Origin of the sequence: Arcobacter roscoffensis (assembly GCF_024267655.1) — a bacterium.
GTDB lineage: Bacteria > Campylobacterota > Campylobacteria > Campylobacterales > Arcobacteraceae > Arcobacter_B > Arcobacter_B roscoffensis.
The window spans coordinates 2,503,562-2,524,592 of record NZ_CP100595.1 but is presented as its reverse complement, the minus strand read 5'-3'; the positions used below and the strand labels follow the sequence as shown (position 1 = coordinate 2,524,592).

At 28.5% G+C, this 21,031-nt stretch carries 16 protein-coding genes; 9 read left to right on the top strand and 7 right to left on the bottom strand.

The genetic code is table 11. From position 1 onward, the window contains the following. From NJU99_RS11970 to NJU99_RS14935, 8 genes are all read left to right on the top strand, one after another. On the top strand, positions 1 to 1,485 hold the full coding sequence (locus tag NJU99_RS11970; RefSeq protein ID WP_254576140.1) for a BatD family protein: 1,485 nt from the start codon (positions 1 to 3) through the stop codon (positions 1,483 to 1,485). Further along, entirely contained in the window at positions 1,482 to 2,189 is a 708-nt protein-coding gene (locus tag NJU99_RS11965; protein WP_254576139.1) for an HlyD family secretion protein, read from the top strand. The genes NJU99_RS11970 and NJU99_RS11965 overlap by 4 nt, the downstream gene beginning before the upstream one ends. Beyond that, positions 2,176 to 3,882 carry a molybdopterin-dependent oxidoreductase gene (locus NJU99_RS11960; RefSeq protein WP_254576138.1) on the top strand — a complete coding sequence of 569 codons (1,707 nt, stop codon included), beginning with the start codon at positions 2,176 to 2,178 and terminating at the stop codon, positions 3,880 to 3,882. Before NJU99_RS11965 ends, NJU99_RS11960 begins: the two co-directional genes overlap by 14 nt. After that, positions 3,869 to 5,050 (top strand): MFS transporter, encoded by a 1,182-nt coding sequence (locus NJU99_RS11955; RefSeq protein ID WP_254576137.1) that lies wholly within the window; start codon positions 3,869 to 3,871, stop codon positions 5,048 to 5,050. The genes NJU99_RS11960 and NJU99_RS11955 overlap by 14 nt, the downstream gene beginning before the upstream one ends. Continuing rightward, entirely contained in the window at positions 5,041 to 5,265 is a 225-nt protein-coding gene (locus tag NJU99_RS11950) for a hypothetical protein (RefSeq protein ID WP_254576136.1), read from the top strand. The genes NJU99_RS11955 and NJU99_RS11950 overlap by 10 nt, the downstream gene beginning before the upstream one ends. Before the next feature lie 8 nt (positions 5,266 to 5,273). Next, positions 5,274 to 7,265: a sensor histidine kinase gene (locus tag NJU99_RS11945; protein WP_254576135.1), complete on the top strand. Its 1,992-nt coding sequence runs from the start codon at positions 5,274 to 5,276 to the stop codon at positions 7,263 to 7,265. Between the two features lie 144 nt (positions 7,266 to 7,409). Next, positions 7,410 to 7,976, top strand: coding sequence for a flavin reductase family protein (locus NJU99_RS11940; protein WP_254576134.1), 567 nt, complete (start codon positions 7,410 to 7,412; stop codon positions 7,974 to 7,976). A gap of 233 nt (positions 7,977 to 8,209) precedes the next feature. Continuing rightward, positions 8,210 to 11,164 carry a methyl-accepting chemotaxis protein gene (locus NJU99_RS14935; RefSeq protein ID WP_283256427.1) on the top strand — a complete coding sequence of 985 codons (2,955 nt, stop codon included), beginning with the start codon at positions 8,210 to 8,212 and terminating at the stop codon, positions 11,162 to 11,164. A 28-nt stretch (positions 11,165 to 11,192) separates the two neighbouring features. Here the strand turns inward: NJU99_RS14935 and NJU99_RS11925 are convergent, their stop codons facing one another. The 7 genes from NJU99_RS11925 to bioD form a co-directional block, all read right to left on the bottom strand. After that, positions 11,193 to 12,029, bottom strand: coding sequence for a DUF5718 family protein (locus NJU99_RS11925; protein WP_254576133.1), 837 nt, complete (start codon positions 12,027 to 12,029; stop codon positions 11,193 to 11,195). Positions 12,030 to 12,211: 182 nt separating this feature from the next. Continuing rightward, positions 12,212 to 13,702, bottom strand: a complete 1,491-nt coding sequence (locus NJU99_RS11920; RefSeq protein WP_254576132.1) for a fumarate hydratase — start codon at positions 13,700 to 13,702, stop codon at positions 12,212 to 12,214. Positions 13,703 to 13,942: 240 nt separating this feature from the next. After that, positions 13,943 to 14,926, bottom strand: a complete 984-nt coding sequence (locus tag NJU99_RS11915) for an HpcH/HpaI aldolase/citrate lyase family protein (RefSeq protein WP_254576131.1) — start codon at positions 14,924 to 14,926, stop codon at positions 13,943 to 13,945. A gap of 30 nt (positions 14,927 to 14,956) precedes the next feature. After that, complete coding sequence (locus NJU99_RS11910) at positions 14,957 to 16,015, bottom strand: MaoC family dehydratase (RefSeq protein ID WP_254576130.1); 1,059 nt, start codon at positions 16,013 to 16,015, stop codon at positions 14,957 to 14,959. A gap of 10 nt (positions 16,016 to 16,025) precedes the next feature. Continuing rightward, entirely contained in the window at positions 16,026 to 18,545 is a 2,520-nt protein-coding gene (locus NJU99_RS11905) for an aldolase/citrate lyase family protein (RefSeq protein ID WP_254576129.1), read from the bottom strand. Between the two features lie 14 nt (positions 18,546 to 18,559). Next, positions 18,560 to 19,690 (bottom strand): HpcH/HpaI aldolase/citrate lyase family protein, encoded by a 1,131-nt coding sequence (locus NJU99_RS11900; protein ID WP_254576128.1) that lies wholly within the window; start codon positions 19,688 to 19,690, stop codon positions 18,560 to 18,562. Between the two features lie 336 nt (positions 19,691 to 20,026). Further along, positions 20,027 to 20,659, bottom strand: coding sequence for a dethiobiotin synthase (gene bioD, locus NJU99_RS11895; protein WP_254576127.1), 633 nt, complete (start codon positions 20,657 to 20,659; stop codon positions 20,027 to 20,029). A 69-nt stretch (positions 20,660 to 20,728) separates the two neighbouring features. Between bioD and NJU99_RS11890 the strand changes: the two genes are divergently transcribed. After that, positions 20,729 to 21,028, top strand: coding sequence for an ATP-dependent Clp protease adaptor ClpS (locus NJU99_RS11890; protein ID WP_254576126.1), 300 nt, complete (start codon positions 20,729 to 20,731; stop codon positions 21,026 to 21,028). Positions 21,029 to 21,031 lie beyond the last annotated feature (3 nt).

The following is a 21,031-nucleotide window of genomic DNA, read 5'->3' as shown; positions in this document are numbered from 1 at the left end:
ATGAAAAAAATTAGATTTATAATTCTGTTTTTTTTATTTCTTTCAAGTGTTTTTGCAAATGTAAAGCTAGATTTACCAAACACTGCAATAAAAAATGAAGCTTTTACTTTTAGTTTGGAGCTTCAAGGTGAAGATATAAAGTTTCCTAAAATAGATGAGATAGCAGGGCAAAAAGTTTCAACTATTTCAAATTCTAGTTCTACTTCAATTATAAATTCAACAATTACAAAGAAAATAAAAAGAGCTTACTCTTTTTATCCTGTAGATGATTTTATTTTCCCTTCATTAAAATTTAGTGTTGATGGTAAAGATTATGAGACTAAAGAGAAAAAAATAGTTTTAGGGATACCTAAAAAAAGTAAATCAGGTATTTTTGATTTTGAAATAGTTTCAAATAAAAATGATTTATATGTATCAGAAACTTTTGAATTAGTGTTAAAATTTAAATATAAATCACAAATGCAAATAATTGACCTAGCCTTTATAAATCCAAACTTCAAAGGTTTTTGGTATAAAAAACTTGATTATCAAAAGAATTATGAAGATGATGATTATATAGTTACAGAATTAAAGTTTTTACTTTTTCCTCAAAAAAGTGGTGAGCTTACAATTGAGCCTTTAAGAATTGACGCTCAATATGTAGATAATTCAAGAAATAGCATGAGCTTTTTTACAAATAGTGTCTCAAATAAAAAGATTTATTCAAATACTTTAAAATTTCAAGTAAAGCCTTTACCTGAAAATGTAGACTTAGTTGGTAGTTTTGATATAAAAGCAAGTGTAGATAAAAAAAGTGTAAATGCCTTAGATGCTGTGAATTATACTATTAAAATTTCGGGGAATGGGAATTTTGATGATATAAAAGATTTTGATTTTGATATTCCAAATGCAAAAATATATTCTAATAAAGCAAAGGTTGAAACAAAATATATAGATGGTAAATATGAAGGCTTTTATGAAAAGAGTTATACTATAATTTCAAATGACTCTTATAATATACCTTCTTTTGAAATTTTATATTTTGATAAAAATAAAAAAGAGATTATAAAAAAGATAAGTAAAAGCTTTAATATAGAAATTTTAAAAAATAAGAATCTTCAAAATAACATAAGACCAAATTTAGAAAAAGCCCCAAAGAGTGTAGAAAAAAAACAAATTGTAAAAGTTGTTGAAAAAAGTTCAATAAGCAATAATATTTTATATTTTTCTTTAGGTATTATTACAACACTATTAACATTAGGTTTATATTATTATGTTATAAATTTAAAAAAATCAAGAAAACTTGATGATATACCTTTAATAAAAAAAGTTAAATCATCTAAGACTTCAAGTGAACTTTTAAAAGTTTTAAGTGTTTATATAAATAAAGATAAAAAACTAAATGAGTTTATATTTAGTGTTGAAGAGAATAAAGAAGATATTGAGATACTAAAAAAAGATATTATCAAGTATTTAAAAACAATTGATATAAAGGATTATAAATGAAAGCAGTGTTGATAAGTATGTTTTTGATTGGAGCAGTTTTTGCAAGTGAATATTATGCAAAACTACAACCAGTTCAAAGTTATAAAATAAAATCTTCAGTTTCTGGAAAAGTTATATATGCAAATGAAGATATTGAAGGGAAAAAAGCAAATAATTCATTGATTGTACAAATTGATTCAAATATAAATAAAATAGATTTAGAACAATCAAGAAATAAACTTTCATATATAAATGAAATGATAAATATAGAACAAAAAAATTATGAAAGATTAAGTAGAGTATCTTCAAAACCAGCTTTTGAAAAAGACTCACAAAAGTTAAAAGTAGTAAATCTTAAATCCTCAAAAGCTGATATTATTATAAAAATAGAGGGTTTAAAAGATACTATTTCAAAAAAAAGGTTGATTGAAAAATCAAATTATATATCTAATATCGCAGTAAAAAAAGGGGATTATGTTAATCCTGGAACACTTTTATATGAAGCTCAAGATTTATCAAAGGGTAAATTAGAGTTTTTTGTACCAATTTCAAGTATTGATACTATAAAAAATAAAAAGATATTTTTAGATGGGAAAGAAGCAAATATAAAAATAAATAAAATATATTCAGTGGCTGATTCCTCTCATATTTCATCATATAAAGTTGAGCTTATTGTAGATAAGGTAAAAACATTTTCAAGGTTAGTAAAAATTGAGTTTAGATAAAAAAATAGCCTGTCCATTAGATTGTTTTGATACATGTCAAGCAAAAAGTACTGATGGCGTAATAAAAGGTTCAAAAGAAAATAGTGTAACAAATGGAAAATTATGTGTAAACTTTGCAAGTTTATTAAAACAAGACAATTTACAAACATCAAAATATGAAGGGGCTGATATTTCTTTAGAAGAGTCTTTAAATATTTTAGAAGAAAAATTAAAAACAACAGATGCTAATTCTACTTTGTTTTATAAGGGAAGTGGAAACTTAGGTGTAATGCAAAGTGCCCCTAAAAACTTTTTTGCTAAGCATGGAGCAGTTTTAACAAAAGGAAGCTTATGTGATGGAGGCGGAGGTGCTGGAATTGAAGCTAATAGAGGCAGTGTTCAAAATCCACCAATTCAAGATTTAATAGATTCTGATGTAATTATTGTATGGGGTAGAAACTTTACTCAAACTTCTTCTCATATGTATAATTTAGTAAAAGATAAAACATTTATTACAATAGATCCTATTAAAACAGATATTGCTAAAAAATCAGAGCTTCATTTACAACTAAATCCTAAAACAGACCATGAGTTAGCTTTATATTTAACAAGACTTACTTTTATGAATAGATTAGATGATGAAGAGTATCTTGAGGAAAATAGTGAAGGGCATGATTGGTTTTTTGATATTTCAAAAAATAGACCTTTGGTATCTTATGAAGCAACAACAGGAGTTGCTTTAGATGATGCTTATAAACTATTTGACATTATCGAAGGTAAAAAAGTATCAATGGTATTAGGTCTTGGAGTACAAAAGTATTTTGAGGGTGCTCAAATAATGAGAGCAATTGATGGTTTTGCAATGTTTTTAGGTATTCATAAACAAGAAGCTGGTGGAGTTTGGTATCTAAGTGATTCAAATTATGGATATGAGAAACAATTTGCACACAAAGGTAAAAATAAAAAAGTATCAGTAGCTTCACTTGATTTTGGATCTTATGATTTAGTATTTATACAAGGTGCAAATCCCGTAGTATCTGCACCAAATACACAAGCAGTTATTGATGGACTTAAAAAGAGTTTTGTAGTTTACTTTGGGACTACATATAATGAAACTTGTGAGTATGCAAATTTGATTATTCCTTCAAGTGACTTCTTATGTAAAAAAGATATTAGACTATCTTATGGACATGAATTTATAGCCATATCTGAAGTTGTAAATGAAGCATCGAAAGAAACTATTAGTGAGTATGATTTGGCTAAGTACTTAATAGAAAAATTTTCATATGAACCTTTAAAAAATGAAGATGAAGTTCTTGATTATTATGAAAATCATAATGTTGAATATGAAAAATTTGACACATTTGAGTTTATAGAAGAACTTGAAGTAGAGCCTTTATATAAAAATAAAACAGATGATAATTTTTATTTAATAACTGCAAAAAGTAAAAACTCATTAAACTCACAGTTTAATAATGACAATCATGTATATCTTCATCCAAGTGTTGGTTTTGGAGATGGAAATGAAGTGAAAATATCTTCTAAATATGGAAACTCACAGTTTAAAGTAAAAACAAGTGTTGATATAAAAGAAAATTGTGCCTTTTTTTATGCAGGAAATAAGTATGTAAACTACCTAACACCTAATAAAGAGGATGAAGACTCTTTTTCTGCTATGTATCAAGAGGTATTAATTCAAATTGAACTATCGTGAGTTATTTTCAAAACATAAGGTAATAAGAGATTTATCAGTAGTTCAGTTAATAGCATATTTTGGAGCTTGGTTTTCAAATGTAGCTATTTATACGATGCTTGTGCAATTTGGATCTTCAGAACTTGCAATTGCAGTTGTTACAGCAATGCATTTTTTACCAGCTGTATTAATAGCTCCTTTTTCAGGGGCTATTATAGATAGATTTAAACTGAAAAACTTAATGGTAGCACTTTTAAGTGTTGAGCTATTAATGACACTTTGTTTTTTACTTATTGATGACAAAAGTCAAATATGGCTTCTTTTAATATTTATATTTATTAGAATGAGTTGTGCTTCAATGTTTTTCTCAACAGAAATGTCTTTACTGGCAAAATTAGTAAAAGGACCTGCCTTACAAAAAGCAAACGAGGTTCACTCAATAATTTGGTCTTTTGCTTACTCAGCAGGTATGGGAGTTAGTGGAATTGTAGTTAATTATGTGGGTGTAAAAACAGCTTTTATTATAGATGCAGGATTTTTTTTAGTAGCTCTTTTAGTACTTTTAAGAATAGAATTTGATGTAAAACAAAGTGAAATTAAGCATAAAATATTTGCTTTAATAAAAGATGGTTTTTTCTATATTAAAGAAAATCCGAAAATTATGCACTTGATTTTCTTACATGCAAGTGTTGGTCTTACATCTTTTGACACATTGGTAACACTACTTGCTAAAAATGAATATAAGTATGTAATTGCAGTTCCTTTAGCTATAGGAATTTCAAATGCAGTTAGAGCATTTGCTTTAATGATCGGACCATTTTTTATATCAAAGTATGTAAATAAAACAAATATACACTATTTGTTAATAATTCAAGGTATAGCTATTATTCTGTGGGGATTAACTCAGCATAACTTTTATGTGTCATTGATATTTGTATTTATGACGGGACTGTTTACGACAGTTTTATGGTCTATAACTTATGCTCTTTTACAAGAAAAATGTGATGATGAGTACCTAGGTAGAGTAATTTCATATAATGACATGTTTTTTATGATTGCATGCATAATAACTACTATGTTTATTGGATTAATGGCAACTTTAACTTCTCTTGCTATAATAACCGTTGTTCTAGGGCTTGCGTTTATGCTATTTGCTCTATATTTTAATAGGATTAAAACATGGATATAAATGAAAAAGTTTTACTTTTAGGTATTCTAAAAAAAGATAATGATGAGTCTTTAAATGATGTAGTTTTAAAGCTTGAAAATAGTGGACTTTTTTCCCTAAAAGAGGGAAAAAAATTACTTAAAAATTTGAAAAAAGATGAGTATGTTCTAGATTCATCTCTTAGTGTAAAAGGTGAACTTTTAGCAAAGCAAGTAGAGCAAGAATTTAAGATTTAAGATAAGAGATGTTTAAAGAAAAACATTTTACTGGTTTAATATATATAATACCAATGGTGTTTATTATATTAACAGCATCTATTATTACTTTTATTCATATAGAAAAAGCCAACTCAAAATTTGAAACTGATTATAATAAATTAAAAGAGGATTTTTTAGATAAAGAAGAACAAAGAATCTTTACTATAGTCGAGTCAGTTAACTCATATATAAAATTTAAAAAAGCTAGTTCTTTAAATGTTATAAAAGATAATGTAAAATCAAAAATTGATTTTGCAAATAGAATTTTAAATAGACTATATAATCAAGATAAACTTCTTCAAAGTTCAATTCAAATAGAGCTTTTAAAATCACTCAGTCAAATAAAATCAAATGATAATGGCAAATATTTTGTTTATACATACAAAGATAATACTAAATTTCTTGAACTTAGTTATGATAGAGATTTAGGTGACCCAATCTATACAAATAAAGATTATCTAAAAAAATTCAATGGATTAATGAAAAAAAAGAGTGAAGGTTTTATCCTTTATACAAGTAATGAATCCAATTCAAGTACTGAAGATAACTTTAGGGTTTCATATATAAAAGATTTTCCTAAATTAAACATTGTAGTTGGTTATAGCATTGATTTAAAAGAGTATATCTCAATTGCTAAAAATGAAGTTAAAAAAAGATTAGATTTGATGAGTATTAATGATAATGGATATATCTTTACTCTAGATAATGATTTAAGAATATTGCAACACTCAAGAAAAGATACTTATACAAATAGAAGTTTTTTACTTTATGAAAAAAATAAAGAAGTAATAGAATCAATTAGTGAGTTTATAAAAAAATCAAAAGTCGGTTTATCAAATGAAAAGTACAAATTTATTTGGAAAAAAATAGATAATAATAGTTATAAACTTTATATTCTAAATTATGTTAAACATTGGGATTGGTTAATTAGCGTAGCAGTGAACATAGATAATATTAATGAGAATATTGAAAAAATCATTGGAGTTGATAAGCAAAAGACTGAACAAAGTATAAAAGAGACTATTAAAATAGTATTGATCTTTTTAATAATTGCTTTAATAATCTCTTATTTTGTCTCTTTAAAGTTAAATCAGTTATTTAATAGACATAAACTAAGAATTGAAAATCAAAAAAATGCTTTGAAAAATATAAATGCAACTTTAGAGTTTAAGGTAGAAGAAAAAACAAAAGAACTTGAAGAGTTAAATGATAAATTAAAAAATAGATTTAAAGAAGAAGTTAAAAAAAATAGAAAAAAAGATCAATTACTCTATAGTCAATCCAAAATGGCTTCAATGGGTGAGATGATTGGAAACATTGCCCACCAATGGAGACAGCCTTTAAGTACTATCTCTACAATAGCTAGTGGAAACTCTTTGAAAATGGAGTTTGATATCTTGGAGAAAAACGATCTTAAAAAAGACTTTTCAAAAATTGTAGATACTACAAAACATTTATCAGATACAATAGAAGATTTCAGAAATTTTTTTAATGAGAATAAAACTATAGAAGAGTTTGATTTAACTGATTTACTTGAAAAAAATCTTTCTTTAATTAGTGCTTCTATGAAAAATAGTTATATAACAATTGTTGAAAACTATAATAGTGTAAGAATTAAAGCAATTAAAAATGAGCTATTACAAGCAACTTTAAATATCTTAAATAATGCAAGGGATGCATTACTAGATATTGATGAAGCAAAAAGATTTATTGTTATTGATATTTATAGTGATGATACTTACGCATACATTAGTATAAAAGATAGTGCAGGGGGAATCCCTGATAATATAAAAGATGATATATTTAAAGCTCATTTCACTACTAAAGGTGAAAAAAGTGGCACAGGAATTGGCCTTTATATGACAAAACAGATTGTTGAAAAGCACTCAAATGGTATTTTAACTGTAGAAAATGAAGAGTTTGTATTAGAAGAGCAAGTTTATAAAGGTGCAAATTTTAAAATATCACTACCCTTATAAAATAAACAAAACTCATATATTTTTATAATAAATAACTTTTAGAAACATAGATTTATTAAGTCTGAAAAATAGCAACTAATTTTTTTGTTAATCTAAATCTTTAGCTATAATCTTGTATATTCAAAAGAAAAACAAGGGAAGTAAATGATTTTAGATTATAAAGATGTAAACGACTTAAATAGATACAAAATAATGTCTGGAACTGTTGTTCCAAGACCAATTGCTTGGATTGTTACAGAAGATGAAAACGGTGTTTTAAACTGTGCACCATTCTCATATTTTATTCCTATATCATCTAATCCTGCTTTAGTTTTAGTGGCTATTGGACAAAAAGATGATGGAACTCCTAAAGACTCATTAGCAAATATAAATAAAAGTAAAAAAGCAACTATTTGTTTTGCGAAAAAAGAACATGCTGAACTTGTTCAAAAGTGTGCAACACCACTTGATAAAGGTCAAAGTGAAATAGAAGAGTTTGAAATAGATGTGGAAACTGTAAAAGAAGGTTTTCCTCCTATGATTTCATCTTGTGAAAGTGCATTATTTTGTGAATATTACGATACATATGAAGTACCAAGTAAAACGACACCTGTTATTTTAGAAGTAAAGTATCAGTTTATTGAAGATGATAAAATCAATGAAAGAAATCATGTTAATGTTAATAATATAGGAAGATGTGGAGTTAAGTTTAAAGCTTTAGTTGACCTATAATACAAAAAAGAGTTTAACTCTTTTTTGTTTCTTAAAATACCTAATTAATACTACAATTTAATAATAAGTTCTGAATGTTATATTTACAGTTATAAAAAATCTTAAAAATACTTACTTAATAATAAATAACTTACTAATAATCCCATGATTACAATGCGGTTACAAAAAATAACTGTTAAATATCTATTGATAAAGTTTATACTATAGTACAAAAAATTTATCATGGAGACATAATGAACAAGCTAAAACTTCAAAACAAAATTTTACTTATATTAGTTCTACCTATAATTAGTATTATTGTTTTATCTTTGATAATACTTCAAAAAGAGTATAGTACAAAAATGTCAATTCTTACAACACAAGAGTATTTGGATTTTAATATTAAAGTAAGCACTTTACTAGATGACTTTCAAAAAGAGAGATATTATTCTTTAGTATATATATCTTCATATGGAAATAGTTTTAAAAGTGAGTTAGAAGTACAAAAACAAAAAAGTAAAAGTAGTTTAGAGGATTTCAATAAGTTTTTACAGAAATTTAACTCTACAAAATTTAGTTTCAAAATAGATGAGAATTTGTTAAAATTAAAAAAAGATTTAGGCACTTTAAATGAATTAAGAAATAAGGTAAAAGAAAATCAAATAGATGCTACAAAAACTCAAGACTATTACAACTCTTTAATTAGAAAACTTTTAGTATTTTTAGATGAGTTGGTTAGTTTTTCAAATAATGCAAAACTAACAAAATATTCTGAAGGTCTTGTTTCTTTAGCAAATGCAAAAGATAAAGCATATAAAGAGTCTTTAGTTTTACGAGAAATATTTGAAATAGCTTCTGTTTCTAGTGAAAATGGTTTTAAATTTGGTGCTCTTGTGGCTTCTCAAAATACCTATTTGGATAATTTTAAAAAAGTAGCTTTTGATGAAGATATAAAAAAGCTAGAAGAATTTTTAGAGACAAGTGAAAATATACAAGTTGAAAAATTTAGAGAACTTGTAAGTATTAAAAACGAAAAAGATGCTTTACTTACTCAAATAAGAGAGTTAGCTGGATATGGTGGTCTTATTCATAACTTTAAAAACTATGTTTTAAGAGGAGATAGAACTTATTATAAAAAGTTTGAGCAACAGCATGTATCTATTATTAGAAAACTAAAAGCATATAAAAGAGTAAAAGGCCTTACAAAAGTTGAAAAAAAACTTATCAAAAAAATTCAAAGGGTTTTTGATTCTTATTTATTAATGGCTTCTGAAATTCAAGCTTTGAGAAATCAAGAACAAACAATTACACAAATTGACGAATATATATATGTAGATGATACAAGAGCGTTAAATTCATTAGAAAAACTAACAAAAAATATTTATGGTGCTGATATAAAAAAGTGGGATGAAGTATCTTTTAAAAGAATAGAAAAATTAAGAGATTTAGAGTTAGATATAGTAAATAAATTGAAAAATACTATTACATTAATTGTTGCAGATATTAATAAAGGCTTCTATTTGATAATAGCTCTTATAATACTTGTGTTAGTTCTTGTATTTACATCGGTATTCTTAATGACAAAAAAAATTGTAAGTTCTCTTAGAGAGTTTAAACAAGGATTGGAATACTTTTTTTTATATGTCATTAGACAAAAAGACTATTTAAAACCTATGGAAGTAAAAGGCTCAGATGAGTTTGCTTTAATGACTCGTGATATGAATGAACAAATTATTAAAATCAAAGATATTATTGAGCAAGATAGAAAAGTTGTAAGTGAACTATCTGATATAGCTACTAAAACTTCAAATGGTTTCTTACAGTATCAAATAAAACAGCATGGTGCAACTGATGAGGTGGAGTCTTTAAGAGTAAGTATTAATGAGATGATTTCAAATACAAGCAATAAAGTTGCTAATATAAATAAAGTTTTAGATGGGTATGCAAAAGGTTCTTATGATACACGACTAGATGAAAATGAAAAAGATGGTTTATATGGTGATTTTGGTACATTATTTGCAGGTTCAGTTTTACTAGGACAATCTATTTCTCAATTAATTGCAATGATTACAAATGCTGGAAAAGAGTTAGAGTCAAATACTATTACATTAAGTCAGTCTTCTCAAAATTTATCTACTAGTGCTAATGAACAAGCTGCTTCCTTAGAAGAAACAGCAGCATCAATTGAACAAATCACAAGTAATATGCAATCAAGCAGTAAAGATGTGGTAAGTATGCTTAATATTTCAGATGAGTTAAATAACACAGCAAAAACAGGAAATGAATTAGCAAATAAAACTGCTAATTCTATGGATGAAATAAATGATAAAGTAACAGCAATAAATGAAGCAATAAGTGTTATTGATAAAATTGCATTCCAAACAAATATTCTTTCACTTAATGCTGCAGTAGAAGCTGCAACAGCTGGTGAAGCAGGAAAAGGCTTTGCAGTAGTTGCACAAGAAGTAAGAAATCTTGCAAGTAGAAGTGCTGAGGCTGCAAATGAGATTAAAGCCCTAGTAGAAGATGCTACACAAAAGTCAAATGAAGGTAAAAGTATTGCCAATAATATGATAAAAGGTTATGATGAATTGTCTTCAAAAATTGTGGATACTAAGAATATAATCGATAATGTAAGTGGAGCTATAAAAGAGCAAGAAACTGGTATGATTCAAGTAAATAATGCAGTTGCCAATCTTGATAGAATGACACAAGAAAATGCTGCAACTTCTGCTAATATAGGTCAATTATCAAATGAAGTAGCACAGCTTTCATCAAGACTACTTGGAATTACTAAGAAAACAAAAATTAATGAAAAATATTATGATATGGTTGATGATATTGATTTAATTCAATTAATATCAAAATACAAAAACAATAATATTAATCTAAAAAAAGAGTATTATAAGCAGTTAAATACTTATAGTAATATCGATATAGTAAGAAATGAGCAAACAGAATTAGGTAAATGGATTATAGAAAGTGAATCAAAAAACATGCCCTATACTACTTCAACACAATGGAGAGAACTTAAAACTAAAAAAGAGAACTTCCATATTTTAATGCAAGAGTTTATGGATTTAAATGCAAATAAAGCCAGCAATGAAGATCTTAAACAAAAAGCAAAAGAGGTTGAAGATATAACAGGTGAGTTATTTGGATGCTTAAATAATATAGCTGTTGTAAATACTAAAGTTTTAAGAAAATAAGTATAAAAGGAGTAAATCCTTTTATACTTTATTGAACTACTTGGTGAAGCTTAGAACACTTACTTAAGAAAGTATCCATTCCACACATATCATTGTACATATCATCAAATGAGTGGAAGTGAGCGTCATAAATATAAACAAATATTTCATCACCTTTTTCTAAGAAGTTTTTCTTTCCAAAGTCTGCGTAAGCTGTAGCGCCAGCAGCTATTAAAATACCTTTTGCATCTTTAGCTGCTACATCTAAGAATTGTGTTAATTCTTCAAGTGGACCACAATCTTCTTGCGTATTTAGTTTATCTATCATCCAATCTTTTAGTTGATTAAAGAAATAACTATATGATTTTACAGCACTTGTAGTTCCATAGTCATGTACAATACCATCTCTTTTTATAAAAGATGCAATATGGTATCTATTTAGAATGCCTTCTTCTGTAAAATTATCAATTTCAATAATATCTTGAGAAATACCTTTTGTATTCTCTCCCCAGTTTTTTTTCGTACTTAGTTTATTTCCATCTTGAATTCTAATAGAGCAATCATTAAAAGCAGAAAAATATTTAGGAATAATATCTTTTACTTTTCCATCTTCATAAACAAAATCGCAAATAAGAGCAACTTCTGCTTCTACTTGTAAATTGTCTTTTTCTCTACCATGAGTATAAATTACTTCATCACAAATAGGATAAGTTCCTAAAAATGAATCATGACCTTTAATATAAAAAGGGAACATTCCTTTTGGAGCATCTTTTTCTTCTGTTTTAATAACTGAAAATTCATCAGCTTCCCCAGCTTCTCCTAAGTGGTTAGCAAAATTTCCAGCAACAGCAAATCCTAAATAATCTTTTAAATCTTCTAATAACATATTGAGTTTTCCTATAAATATATCAATCTTTTTTTGTTGAATAAGAATATAGCATAAATCTATCTTCTTAAAGTCAAAGTTAAAACTTAGTTTTTTTGTATAAGGATTATTTTAGGAGGGAGTATTATTTCAAAAAGGTTAGAAAAAAGAAGTATTAATTACAAAGGCAAAAGCCTTCGTAATTAAATAGTTCTCCATTTTGCAGGACCTGTAGTGTGAATAGATACACCCTCAGTGTCGACCGCAACAGTAACAGGCATGTCTTTTACTTCAAATTCGTAAATAGCTTCCATACCCATTTCTTCAAATGCTATAACTTTAGCATCTTTAATTGATTGAGATATTAAGTAAGCTGCACCACCAGTTGCAATTAGGTACATAGATTTGTACTCTTTAATTAAATCAATTGTTGGTTGTTTTCTTTCAGCTTTACCAATCATACCCATGATACCAATTTCCATCATGTCTTTAGTAAATTTATCCATTCTTGTAGATGTAGTTGGTCCTGCTGGTCCTACTTTTTCATCTCTTACTGGATCTACTGGACCTACGTAATAGATAAATCTATCTTTTAAATCAACACCATTTGGAAGTTCTTTACCAGCATTTTTGTACTCAACGATTTTTTTGTGAGCTGCATCTCTTGCTGTTAAGATTTTTCCAGATAATAATAAAGTATCACCTGATTTAAATTGAGATAAGTTCTCTTTTGTTAAATCTTCAATGTTTACTTTTTTTACTGTATCCATAGGGATTTCTAAGTCTGGCCAGATATCTAAATCAGGCTTTTCAAATTTAGCAGCACCATTACCATCTAATTCGAAGTGAATATGTCTAGTAGCAGCACAGTTTGGAATCATAGCAACTGGTAAAGAAGCAGCGTGACATGGGTAGTCTAAGATTTTAACATCTAAAACAGTAGTAACACCACCTAAACCTTGAGCTCCAATACCAATTTTGTTAATATCTTCATAAAGTTTAAGTCTTAACTCTTCAAGAGCATTTTGAGGACCTCTTTCTTTTAATTCATGAATATCAACGTGATCCATTAATGATTCTTTTGCTAATAACATAGATTTCTCTGGGTTACCACCAATTCCAATTCCTAAGATACCAGGAGGACACCATCCTGCACCCATATTTCTTACATTTTCCATAACCCAGTCATAGATTGAATCAGATGGATTTAATACTGCAAATTTAGATTTGTTCTCAGAACCACCACCTTTAGCAGCTACTGTAATATCAATTTTATCAGAGTTATCTACACTCATGTGAATAACTGCTGGAGTATTGTTTTTAGTATTTTTTCTTTCACCTGCTGGGTCAGAAACTACTGAGAACCTTAAAGTATTATCTGGATCAGTATAACCCTTAGCTACACCGTCATTTAAAATATCTTCTAATTCTCTTGAAATATCAAGTTTAGCATTTAAACCAACTTTTACAAAAATGTTGATTGATCCAGTATCTTGACATAAAGGTCTATGACCCATTGCACACATTTTTGAGTTAATTAAAATTTGTCCGATAGCATTTTTTGCTGATTCAGATTGTTCTTTTTCATAAGCCTCAACCATTCCCTCTACGAAATCAGTTGGGTGATAATATGAAATATATTGACATGCTCCTGCAACACTATCAATAATATCTTGTTCTGTAATAACGCTCATTTGTTCCCTTTTCTTTAGAAATTGTAATTATTATACCTATGTAATTATGAAAAAAATCTTTTTTCATAAAATCTTAACAATTTTATTTTCAAAAAGTGTTAACTCTTAACAGCTATATAAATAATTGATATTTTAACTAAAGATTATTAAGTAAAAAAAGGGTTTGTTTTATAAGAAAAAAAATTAAGTAATATATAAGAAGTTAATCTAAGGCAAAAGCCTTAGATTATTTGTAAGTTATTAAGCGAAGAATCTTGTATTAACTTCGTCCATTAATTTAGCACCAGAGAAATGAGCTCTTTGTACTAATTCCCAGAAGTATCTGTAAGTTGCTCTATCGTGTAACTCACCATCATACTGGATTGGTCCCCACTCAGCATCTTGCGCTTTTAATAAGATGTTTTGTGCAGCTTCTAATTCAGTGAAGTCTGGTTTCATAGCATCAACGATTGCTTGAACTTGTGTTGGGTAAATTGACCACATTCTCATGAATCCGAACTCGTTTCTAGCTCTCTCAGCATCTTTGAAAGTTTGGTATGGATTTTTAAGATCAAGTGTTACGTTGTGTGCTGGAATAACATGGTTTTGGATTGCAGCTTGTGCAACTTTAGCTTTTGCAGCTCCAATTAATCTGTGATCAAATTGACCTGGGCTTCTCATGTTAATCGCAGGAATTGCTCCTTGGTATCCAGATACAAAGTCCATTAAACCGAAGTCTAATACTTGTAACCATGGTAATGTAGCAGTTTTTTCTACATCTTGTAATGCTCCATGAGTTTCAATTAAGATATGAATTGGAATCTCTCTTTTAATACCAGCTTTAGCAGCTACTTCTTGAATATACTCAATTTGCATTTTAGCATCTTCATAAGAAGTTGATTTAGGTAATGTAATATATGCTAATTTTTCACCAGCACCAGGAACTAAAATATCAACATCTTGTCTCCAATCTGGGTGTGCAGCATCGTGAATTCTAGTTCCTGCCATTGCATATGGGTTAGCATCAGAGTTAACAACTCTAACGATCATTTCAGCATGCTCAACTTCTTTACCAGTTTCTGCTCCATCTTCACAATCACAAGTGATATCAAAAACAGGTCCAAGTTTCTTTTGCATTTCGAAACCTTTTAAAATAAGTTTCTCGCTACCTGCAAAGTGCTCACAAGTTGGGATAATTGGTAAAGATTTACCAGATTCAAATAGTGCTTCGTTTGGGTGTGTCATTATAATTTCCTTCCTTTTTTTAAATTAAATTTATTTTTTTGTTTTTTTCTTTGGGATGATTACAGTGTAATCTAAATCAAGTACTACATTTTTTAAGTACTTACCATCTTCACCTTTTGGATTTTCAATTTCAGAAGATTTCTGATTTTTAACAGCAATCGTTCTTAATCTTAATAATCCAATATCATCTCTTTTATGATCAATAGTATCTAAAACTTCTGTGTAAGCATAGATAGTATCACCAGCGTAAGTTGGGTTTGCATGAGCTCCAGAGTTAATAGCATACATCCATTGAGCGTTTTGTAAACCATTAAATGAAATAGCTCTTGCCATTGAAATTACAATTCCGCCATACATTAATCTTTCTCCCATTGGAGTAGATTTCATCATATGGTCATTGAAGTGTACTTTTGCATTGTTTTGGTATAACTTAGTTGCTAAAGTATGGTCACTATTATCAATTGTAATACCTTCTGGGTGATTTAATCTTTCACCTTTTTCATAATCTTCAAAGAAGAATTTTCCACCAGTAGCATCAGTGTCTACGCACTTGATTTCTGGCAGGTTAATCTCATCTAAGATTGGAGTAGATTCAGCAAAAGTAGGGATTTCTTTAATACCAGTTAAAGTCTCCTTATCTTTCTTATGAACCATTACCCATCTTTTGAAGTTTAATACTTCAGCTCCATTTTGGTTTACACCAATAGAGTGAACATAAACAACTCCAGATTTTCCATTTGAGTTTTCTTTTAATCCAATAACTGTTGAAGTCATTGAAACAGTATCTCCAATATAAACTGGATTTGGGAAAGAAATCTCTGCATAACCTAAGTTAGCAATTGCATTTAATGAAATATCTTGCACTGACTTACCAAAAGTTAAGTGAAAGTTTAGTGTATCATCAATAGGTCTTTTTTCATATCCCATTTCATTTGCTACTACATCAGAAGAGTGTAAAGCAAATCTAGAACCAGTAAAAGCGATGTATAAAGATACATCACCTTCACTTACTGTTCTTGGAAGTGGGTGTATTATTTTTTGACCGATTGAAAAATCTTCGAAAAAGTTTCCAACGTTAATTTTAGACACTTATATCTCCTTATTTACCAAATAGGTTTTGACCTAATGATTTGTATGTTTCATATAAAGCAATCATTTTTCTAGCCCATTTAATTCTTGGACCATCAACAAGTTTATTGTTGTGCATAATTACTTCTTTACCATCTTTTTTAGCTTCTTCATATGAAGCAATCATTGTTTCATAATCTTCAACTTCTTTTTGTTTTGGAGTAAAGATATCATTGATGTATTCAATTTGGATTGGGTGGATTAAAGACTTACCATCAAATCCTAAGTTAAAGGCATCTTTTGTTGAATCTTCACAAGCAAACTCATCATGAACATCAAAGTGTGGTCCATCAATAACAATCTTACCATATGCTTTTGCAGCAAGTGCAATTTGCGATAGGTAGTTAAACATCGCCTTAGAACCTTTTTTGATATCAATTTGAAGTCTATTAGCTAATTTATTTGAACCTGCAACTACAACTGCAACCTTAGGACTTGCTGCGCAAATCTCTTGGATATTTAATACAGCTAAAGGTGTTTCAATCATAATCATAAGTGTTAAATTAGGATTTACTTCTTCAATTAATTTAACAGCTTCGTTTACTTGCTCTGCTGTTTCAATTTTTGAGAATAATAAAGCATCTAATTCAATTTCTTTTGCTAATTCTAAATCTTTTGCAATATCTTCGCTTCCTAAGTTGTTGATTCTAAGAACTCTCTCAGATTCACCAAACTTGCAACCTTGCTCTTTGTAAACAGTACTAATTGTTTGTCTACCTGCTTCTCTTTGTTCTGGTAAGATAGCTTCAAGATCAAAAATTACAGTATCTGCTAATACAGATTTTGCTTTTTCAACATTGTGTTTATTATATGATGGTACAAATAACATAGATCTTCTAGCTTTGTACTCAACAACTTCTTCACCAGTCTCTTTTGCATGATACTGATCATGTAAGTTTTTAACTAATTGCTTTCTTAAAACCTTACCATTTTTAGTTCTTGGGTAATCACTTAATCCAAAAATAAACTTAGGTGCTTTATATTTAGCTAGATTATCTTGAGCAAATTTTAAAATTTCAGCTTCTTTTTCTTCTGATAAAGTTTCATGTCCAATTACTGCAATTGCAACAAGTGTTTTATCTTTAGCAATATCTAAACCAAATGCAACACAATCAGCTACATCGTTATTAGTTTTTACAACTCTTTCAATCTCATGTGGAGATACTCTGAATCCCATAGTATTGATAATATCATCTTTTCTACCAATGAACCAGATATATCCATCTTCATCTTTCTTAGCATAATCACCAGTAAAGAACCATCCATTATGTCTAGCTTTTCTAGTCTCTTCTTCTAGTTGCCAGTACTCTAAGAATAATCCTGGATCATCTTCACCAATACAAATCATACCTTCAGTTCCATCTTCTACTTCTTCTAAAGTATCAGGATCAAGTAGTTTTACAGTGTGTCCAGGTTGAACGAATCCAGCAGAACCAGGTCTAATTGGGTTGTTTTTAGAGTGTGAAATATAGTATGAACACTCAGACATACCAATAGCTTCAAAAATATCTTGCTTAAATCTTTCTCTCCAAAGACCAATCATCTCATCAGATAAGTGTTCACCAGCAGACATACAATATCTTAATGATGGACAATCTTCAGCTGTGAAATCAGTCTTTTGAATAATTTGTCTATAGATTGTAGGTACTCCAATAAAGATAGTACATTTATGTTTTTTAATTAATTCAACCCATGTTCCAGCTTCATTTGCACCTTCATAAGCAATAACAGTATGACCATTGAATAATGGATCCATTAATGCTGAACCTAAAACATAAGTCCAGTTGAATTTACCAGAGTGCATGATTCTATCATTCTCTTTAAAGTCAAACCAAAACTCAGTTGCAGGAGTTCTACCTACAAGTGATCTATGAGAGTGTAAAACACCCTTTGGATAACCAGTTGTACCTGATGTATATACTAAGTATGCTGGTTCACCAGATTTTGACTTATAGTGATTAGGAGTTGTATCTGTTTGCTCTAAAATTTCAGTTAAAGCGTAAACATTCATTCCTTTTGGTACTTTTAATTCATCAACACTATCAATACCTGCAACAATAATTGTTTTTAGGTTATCTAAGTTTTCTAAGTATGGAGTTAAATTTTCATACATAGTAGCACTTAATACAATAGCTCTTGCTTGTGAATCTTCTGCAAGATATTTTACTTCAGAACCTGATAAAAGCGTTGAAGTTGGAACTGCAATAATTCCCGCTTTAATAGCACCAAAGAAAGAAATAGGGTATGCAAGTGAGTTCTTTAAACAAACTAATACTCTATCTCTAGCTTCAAAACCTAAACCTTGTAAGAAGTTACAAATTTGGTCAGATTTTTGTGCTAAATCTTTATATGAAATTTCATCAGTACCTAACTTATCATCTTCGATAATCATAGCAGTGCTGTTTTCTTTTGCTGTACCTACATGAGCAGATGTACAAGCAACACCGATATTTAAAAATTCAGGTATTTCAATTTTGATATTTGAACTCATATTATAACTCCTTATTAGATTTGACCATATGGCCAGTTTTCTTTAAATGTATGAATTGGCATTCTGTTTAATACAGTTAATGCAAATAACTCATCTTCTTTTGGTAATGCTCTTAATGCATATGCTCTTAATAAGTTTTGTAATGACTTACCAAACATTGGTGGATCTAACATCTCACCTTCATATCTAATTGCACCAGATAATAGTGCATCTGCTTCAATAGCAGCTTTTAAGATAGATACATCTTTAGCAATCTCTTTTGGAGATGGTGTAAATGCAACTTTACATACATTAATATGATTAGGAGTAATTACTTGCTTACCTGTAAGACCCATTGCGCACTCTTTTTTAGCATGAGCATAAACTTGTCTTGAAGCCTCATCACCATGTAAATCTAACCATCTTCTAATATCTTTTTTCTCTAAACAATTGTCAGGTAAAGAGTGTGGTGTTAACATTACTTCAACTCCACCAATTACACCTGTACCTTTTACTCTTGCTTCCATAGTTAACATATTAAAGAAAGTCTCTAATTCATTAATCCATCCAGTAGGAGTAATTTTATATGCCATTGCTTTTGAGAAGTCATGAATACCAAATACAACGTGTTTAACTGTTGAGTGCTCCATTAATCTATCAGCAATTTGAAGTGATTTAGGGTGCTCAATAATTGGTTGAATTGTTAAGTTACTTCCAATAGATACTAACCAAGAAGATAAGTCTCTAATTTCAGCTGAACCATAAACTTCTCCAGCTTTAGCTAAAACGATTACATCAACATATTTGTGGATTTGTTTTAACATCTTTAAATCTTCTTCATACTCATCTGTTCTAAATGGGTTGATTCTGATTGCTATTTGAAAGTTTCTCTCTGGGAACTTTGGAAGTTCTTGAATTAATAACTCTCTTGACATAGCTTTTTGTCTACAACCATCTTCTAAGTCAAAAAGTACAGTATGTGCTTTTGTTTTATAAGCATGTTTTTGTAATCTAAGCTTTGCTTGCTCCATACTCTCGTATGTTCCGTCTAATGGATTAAACTTAATTGGCGGGTAGTATATTTGAATACCTGGCCAGTGTCCACCAAGAACTGGTGTTAAGTCATCATTTGCCGTTAATTTAGATAAATCTATTGCAGAAGTCATCTTGCTTTACCTTTCTATATTGTTTTGTGCTTTTGTATTTGCTTCTTGTTTTTAAGCTCACTGATTATAGCTTATTAAAAACGAACGAGAAAGTTATACAGCATTTAAAATGAATTGTTTTCATATTATTTAAAATAGCAATTTTATTTAAGATTAGATTTAGAATTATAATAAAAGTAGGTATTTATGGTACTTCAAGGTGCTAAAAATGTATAAAAAGTGTATGAAAAGGCTAGGTTTTAACTATAAATAAAAGTTTGAAAAAAACTAAAATTTTACAAATTTTGAAATTTTTTGTAAAAAAATCAGTTTTTCTCATAATTTTAAATAAAAAATCTAAAGGTCATTTAGATAGTTTATTTCACTAAAATACTCTTTTAAAAATGGAAGTGAAACTTCATCAAAACTATCTTTATCTTCATATAAATTTATAAAGAACTCAAAATCAATGTTTTTAGCTTCTAAAGCTTGAATTGAAAGTAGGGTATCATTTATACATCCTAGCTTTGATGGAGTTATTAAAAAAGCTTGAGCTTGAAACTCTTTTATTAAATCAATAATAAAAATATCTTTTTCAATGGGAACCATAAGTCCTCCTGCTCCTTCTATGATTAGAACATCACACATTTCTTGAAGCTGTTTTTGTTTTTGTTTTAAAAACTCTATATCTATAGTAGTATTTCCTTTTGACACATAAGGAGCAGCTGGTAGTTTAAATTGATAGGGAACTATATCATTTATAGTTACTTCAAAGTCTTTATTTAACTGTTTTACTAAATTTAACATTTTAGTTCCATCAAGTGGAGAGTCAACTACTCCTGTTTCACAGGGTTTGAAATATCCTACTTTTAAACCTAACTTTGCAAAGTGTCTTAAAAGTTTTTCACTTGCATAGGTTTTTCCTACATCTGTATTTGTAGCAGTTACAAATATTGTTTTGTTTTTATAATAATCTTTTTGTTTTAGCATATAATTTTCTTTTTGGTATAATTTATGTATTTTAAAATAAATTATATTTTATCACAGAAAAGGTTTGAAGTGAGTAACGAAATAGAAATAGAATTAGATGATGAATTAGATTTAGAAGAACCAAAAAAGTTTAAGGTCTTACTTTTAAATGATGATTACTCAACAATGGACTTTGTTATAGATGTATTAGTAAAGGTTTTTAGAAAGTCTGTTGATGAAGCATCAAGTATTATGATAAATATACATAATAAAGGTAAGGAAGTTTGTGGAGTTTATACTCATGAAATTGCTGCAACAAAAGTTGCACAAGTAAAAACAATGGCAAGAGAAAAGGGCTTTCCTTTAAAAGCTGTTATGGAAGAAGAGTAGAAA